Source organism: Dietzia timorensis, from assembly GCF_020742175.1.
In the GTDB taxonomy this organism is placed as follows: domain Bacteria; phylum Actinomycetota; class Actinomycetes; order Mycobacteriales; family Mycobacteriaceae; genus Dietzia; species Dietzia timorensis_A.
In genome coordinates this window covers 1-5,387 of sequence record NZ_DYXM01000073.1, presented here as the reverse complement: position 1 = coordinate 5,387, position 5,387 = coordinate 1, and the positions used below count along the sequence as shown (strand labels likewise).

The window sequence follows — 5,387 nt, the reverse complement described above, 5'->3', positions numbered from 1 at the left end:
GACCGTTTGGGCCGCGTTGTTGATGAGGATGTCGAGCGGCCCGGCCGCCGCGACTTCGTCGGCGACCGCCGTCACCTGTGCCGGGTCGCGAAGGTCGACGCCCACGACGGTGAGTCGATTACCCCAGTCGTCATAGTCGTCCATCAGGGAGAATCGTCGCGCCGCGTCTCGGGGAAAACGCGTCGTGATGGTGAGAGCGGCACCCGCGCGAAGAAGCATCAGCGCGATGTACATACCGATCTTCGCGCGTCCACCGGTGAGAAGCGCCCGCTTTCCGCGCAGGTCCATTTTCGGGTCCCGTTTTGCCCTGTTCAGGGCGGCGCACCGAGGGCATAGCTGGTGGTAGAAAGCGTCTACCTGGGTATACGGTGCTTTACAAATGTAGCAATCCTGCGGACGCTGCAAGTGTCCCGCGATTTCGCCGGGAACGTCGGACACGAGACGAATTCCGGCGGTCTCGTCGTCGATACGTCCAGACGAGCCGGTAGCAGTCCGCTCGAGGACTTCTTGGTCGGCCTTTTGACGACTCTGTCGCGCGGCCGCGCGACGCTGTCGCTTGACTTCCTTGAACAGGTGGCCGACGGCGCGTTGGAGAGCCACGGAATCGGGATGGTCTGCCGGGAGACTCCCGCCGTCGTCCAGAACTCGGAGACACGTGGCCAATTCGTCTGGATCGATGCCCGTTTCCGTTGCCATTGCTCCCTTTCGCCTGCTCGCGGTCCTGTCCCCGCCAGAGTCCAAGTGTAGGCATCCGCCTGTGCCGTCCCCAATCTCAACCTTCGCACTCGTATTCCGCCGCCTTCGGGCGTCCGAGGATGAGCCGCCGGCACGACTTCCGGCTATCGGTCACTCAACCGAACGATTGATGCAGGGCCAGACCTCATACCGATGTGAAACCGCTGGAAACCGCCTTGAGTGGAAGGTAGCGAAATAACGAAGGGATTCACATCATGTTCGTAGGAATTCGGGAGCTGCGGTCGGCGAAGGGCCGGTTCGCGCTCATCACCGTCACGGTCGCCCTCGTGGCGCTGCTCGTGAGCTTCCTCTCCGGACTCACCGGCGGCCTGGAGCACCGCAATATCGCCGCTCTCGACACGCTCGGCGGGACGAGCGCCGTCGTCTCCGGCACCGGCGATCCGAGTCTCGATCGCTCGGCACTTACCGACGAGCAGATCAACGCGATCGCCGAGAAGGGCCCCTATACCTCGGTAGCCTTCAGCCGTTCGACGGTCGGCGAGGAGCCGGTGTCCGTCGCGGCGGTGTCGGGAGATCGGCCCGATGTTCCGTCGCCCGCCCCAGGCGAGGTCATCATTTCCTCGGCTCTCGCCGAGACCACGGGTATCACCACGGGGGACAGCGTAGACCTCTGGGACGGGACCAAGACCGTCGCCGGCGTCTCCGGAGATGATTGGTACAGTCACCAGCCGCTCATGTGGGCCAACGGCGCCGAATGGGCCGCGCAGCCACAGGCCGCGGGCCAGGGAGCCGCGACCACCGTCATCTCCGACGCACCCGCAGACGCGCTGGAAGGCGTAGCCGCGGACACCACCGTCGTGGCAGCGTCCGATCTGCCCCAGACGATGTCCGCCTACAAGGCCGAGAACACGACGTTGACCACGATCAACTGGATGCTCATGGCGATCGCCGCACTCGTAACCGGCGCATTCTTCACGGTGTGGACCGTGCAGCGCATGCCTGACATCGCAACACTCAAGGCACTCGGCGCCACCACTGCGTCTCTCATGCGCGACGCACTCGGCCAGGCGTTTGTCGTGCTCGTCATCGGTGTGGGCGTCGGACTCGCCATCACCGTCGCCGCCGCCACGGCGATCGGCTCGGGCCTTCCATTCGTCCTCACCGCAGGAACAACCGTATTCCCGGCGATCATGCTCCTCGCCCTAGGCCTGGCCGGTGCGGGCGCAGCCACGATGTTCATCCGCAGCGCATCGCCGTTATCCGCGCTCGGCGGAGCCCGCTAGTCACCGATTCGAACGTCCACCGCTCGTCCAAGGAGTCACCTTTCCCATGAATACCGCGATCCAGCACGAAGTACGCCCCTCCGGTGGCCATCACGATAGCGCCGCGCTCAAGATGTCCGGCGTCACCCTCACCTTCCCCGACGGCGCGTCGCGCGTGACCGCAGTCGACAACGTCAACCTGTCGGTCGATCGTGGCGAGCTCGTCGCGCTCACGGGCGCCTCCGGCTCCGGCAAGTCCTCGCTTATGGCGGTGGCGGCCACGCTGATCCGTCCCGACTCCGGGTTCGTCCAGGTCGGGGGAACGGAACTGACCGAGCTTTCTGACGGCGAACAGGCAAAGATGCGCCGAGAAAACATCGGCATCGTCTTTCAGCAGTCCAACCTGGTCTCTTCCCTCACGGCGCTCGAGCAGCTCACGGCCATGGACCGCCTGCACAATCCGCTCGCCGGTTTCACCGCCGCCGGTCGTCGCCGGCGCCGCGAAACCGAGGAGCGCGCCCGGTACCTTCTCGAACGGATGGGTTTGGAGTCGTCGATGAACCGGAAGGCCGGCGCCCTCTCGGGCGGTCAGCGCCAGCGGGTCAATCTCGCCCGCGCGCTCATGGCCTCGCCGGAGCTGTTGCTCGTCGACGAGCCGACCTCGGCGCTCGATTCGGTGCGGACGGCCGCCGTCATGGATCTGCTTCTCGATGTCGTGCGGGAGCAGGGCGTGGCCACGCTCCTCATCACCCACGACCGCGATGCGGCCGATCGTGCCGATAGGGAAGTCACCATGGACGACGGGCGTCTCTACATCGTCTAGTAGCAAACAAGCCAAGGCCGGGGCATCAGCTGATGCCCCGGCCTTTCGCCGTCCGGCAACAGTGCACGCAGTCCTACGACACGGAAAGAAGGCGACCAGGCCCGCGATAACCGCACCAAGCATGCCGACAAGCCCCGCGGCCACCAAGATGCCTCCGTCCCACCCGATAGTCGAGGCCGCGGCGCCCGCATACAGCACCACGAGCGCGACTTGCGTCCACACCATCATTCGTTCGCCCTCGCGATAGGCGGACTGGGCATTCGATTCCGTGATGCCCATCGGATAGTTGAAGATTTGCGGTCGTGTGGAAATCCAGGCCACCACGAGTACGAGCCCGGTAAACACCGCGATAAGAGGAAAGAGCATCCATCTCGGGCCGCAATCATCGGCATCGCCGCTGAGGGAAAAGTGCGTCGGGATCGATTCCGGCAGCTGCGGAAACCGCGCAAGCTAGAACAGCGTCAGGGCAACGGTTGCGGCCGAAGCCATGCGACGCATCCATATCGTGACCGGTCCGGTCTCGAATGTTCTCTCAGGACGTTTCGCGCGAATCGTTGCCACCTCGTGCTCCCAACGCATACGAAGAAGCCCCCGACCTCGGATCTAAATCCCAGGTCAGGGGCTATTTCTTCAGTGCGCGAGGGGGGACTTGAACCCCCACGTCCGTTAATAGGACACTAGCACCTCAAGCTAGCGCGTCTGCCATTCCGCCACTCGCGCGTGGTTGCCTCTCGCCGAGATATTCTCTCCTGCGAGCCGAGAAGAAACTCTATCCCATTAGCCCTCTACCGCAAAATCCGGCACTGCGGACGAGCCTGGACCGCTGGTAGTAGTAGAGGTACGCCGCATACAGGAGGTAGATATGAGCCAATTCCGTACCCCGAACCCTTACGACGCTCTCCCGGAGCTACCTGCCCTCAAGGTCACGTCCGAGACCTTCACCGAGGGCCAGACACTTCCGACCGCCCAGACGTCCGGGAAGATGGGCGTCGACGGCGGCGAGGACCAGTCGCCGCAACTGTCGTGGGAGGCGGGCCCGGAGGGCACGCGAAGCTACGTCGTCACGTGCTTCGACCCGGATGCACCTACCGCGTCGGGCTTTTGGCACTGGGCCGTGGCCAACATCCCGGCAGGCACGACCTCTCTGCCCGTCGGCGCCGGCACGCCGGATTCCGGGGATCTCCCGCAGGGCGCCATCACGCTGCGCAACGACGCCTCGTTCAAGGGTTTCGTCGGTGCCGCCCCACCGGAGGGCCACGGCCCGCACCGGTACATCTTCGCCGTACACGCGATCAGCGAGGACTCCCTCCCGATGGAGGATGATTCCTCGGTCGCGTTCCTCGGATTCAACATGTTCTTCAAGGCCATTGCTCGGGGCACCCTCACCGGGCTCTTCGAGGCTTAGGGGTTCAAGAACTCGTACACGCGATTCGGCCGCGCCCGGAAAATTTCTGGGCGCGGCCGAATTCTTTCTGCCGACTTGTGTGTTCGGCACGTCCGCCGTCATACATGGTGGTGGGTCTGGATCGTGCGTCCGGTTGGTGTTGTTATCGGGGAGTGACGGCGGAGCCGACGGCCTCCGAGAGCGAAGCGAATCCGCCGTCGCGCAGCCGCTTCGCGATGCCGCGGTTGATCTGGGTCATCCACAGCGGGCCGCCGTAGATGAACCCGGTGTAGCCCTGGATGAGAGTCGCGCCGTGGGTGATGCGCGCCCAAGCCTGCTCTTCTGTTTCGATTCCGCCCACGGAGATGAGCACGAGTTTCTCGCCTGCGCGGGCGTAGAGGCGGTCGAGGACCTCGAGGGAGCGGCGAGCCACGGGGGCACCGGAGATCCCGCCGGCTCCCATCGACTCGACCTCACGTGTCGAAGTTGCGAGGCCCTCGCGCGAGATCGTCGTGTTCGTGGCGACGATGCCCGCAAGACCAAGTTCGACCGCGAGGTCCGCAACCGCGTCGATGTCGGCGTCGGCGAGATCGGGGGCGATCTTCACGAGCACCGGGATGCTCGAGACCTCTTGCACGGCGGCGAGGATCGGACGCAGAGCGTCGACGGCCTGCAGATCGCGCAGCCCCGGGGTGTTGGGGGAGGAGACGTTGACGACGAGGTAGTCGGCGAGCCCGTGGAGGATGTGCGCACTCGAGACGTAGTCGGTGACGGCCTTATCGGGCTCGACCACCTTGGTCTTGCCGATGTTGATGCCCACCGGGTCCGGCGAGCGGCGGCGGCGCAGGTTGTTCGCCGCGTTGCCCGCGCCGTGATTGTTGAATCCCATCCGGTTGAGGATCGCCCGATCGTCGACGAGGCGGAATAGCCGCGGGGTCGGATTACCCGGCTGCGGAGCGGCCGTGACCGTGCCCATCTCGGCATAGCCGAACCCGACGGCCCCCCAGGAGTCGGGAGCGGCGGCGTTCTTGTCGAATCCCGCGGCGAGCCCGAGAGGGCCGGGGAACGTCCGCCCGAACACCTCTTGCGCGAGGATAGGGTCTTTGACGCCCAGGAAGCGGCGCAGGAGCGAGCCCAGCGGGGGGACGAGAGTGAGGAGCTTGAGGGCACCGAACGTCACATGGTGGATGCGTTCCGGCGGGAAACGGAACAGCACGAACAA

5 protein-coding genes, 1 tRNA gene and 1 pseudogene are annotated in these 5,387 nt (G+C 65.1%); 3 read left to right on the top strand and 4 right to left on the bottom strand.

Features of this window, described 5'->3' with window-relative positions; genetic code table 11:
- A partial coding sequence (locus tag K8V11_RS03915) for an SDR family NAD(P)-dependent oxidoreductase (protein ID WP_303911093.1) occupies positions 1-696 on the bottom strand: 696 nt, incomplete at its 3' end.
- A gap of 254 nt (positions 697-950) precedes the next feature.
- Between K8V11_RS03915 and K8V11_RS03910 the strand changes: the two genes are divergently transcribed.
- On the top strand, positions 951-1,979 hold the full coding sequence (locus K8V11_RS03910) for an FtsX-like permease family protein (RefSeq protein ID WP_303911092.1): 1,029 nt from the start codon (positions 951-953) through the stop codon (positions 1,977-1,979).
- Positions 1,980-2,091: 112 nt separating this feature from the next.
- Positions 2,092-2,781, top strand: a complete 690-nt coding sequence (locus K8V11_RS03905; protein WP_303911094.1) for an ABC transporter ATP-binding protein — start codon at positions 2,092-2,094, stop codon at positions 2,779-2,781.
- Positions 2,782-3,141: 360 nt separating this feature from the next.
- On the opposite strand, the pseudogene K8V11_RS14640 reads toward K8V11_RS03905, so the two are convergent.
- A pseudogene (locus K8V11_RS14640) lies at positions 3,142-3,213 on the bottom strand (DUF1648 domain-containing protein); the annotation flags it as partial.
- Positions 3,214-3,415: 202 nt separating this feature from the next.
- A tRNA-Leu gene (locus K8V11_RS03900) sits at positions 3,416-3,501 on the bottom strand.
- A 142-nt stretch (positions 3,502-3,643) separates the two neighbouring features.
- Here K8V11_RS03900 and K8V11_RS03895 point away from each other — a divergent pair.
- A complete protein-coding gene (locus K8V11_RS03895) occupies positions 3,644-4,186 on the top strand; it encodes a YbhB/YbcL family Raf kinase inhibitor-like protein (RefSeq protein WP_303911091.1) in 543 nt (180 codons plus the stop codon).
- Between the two features lie 142 nt (positions 4,187-4,328).
- Here K8V11_RS03895 and K8V11_RS03890 read toward each other — a convergent pair.
- On the bottom strand, positions 4,329-5,387 hold a 1,059-nt coding region (locus K8V11_RS03890), incomplete at its 5' end, for a quinone-dependent dihydroorotate dehydrogenase (RefSeq protein ID WP_303911090.1).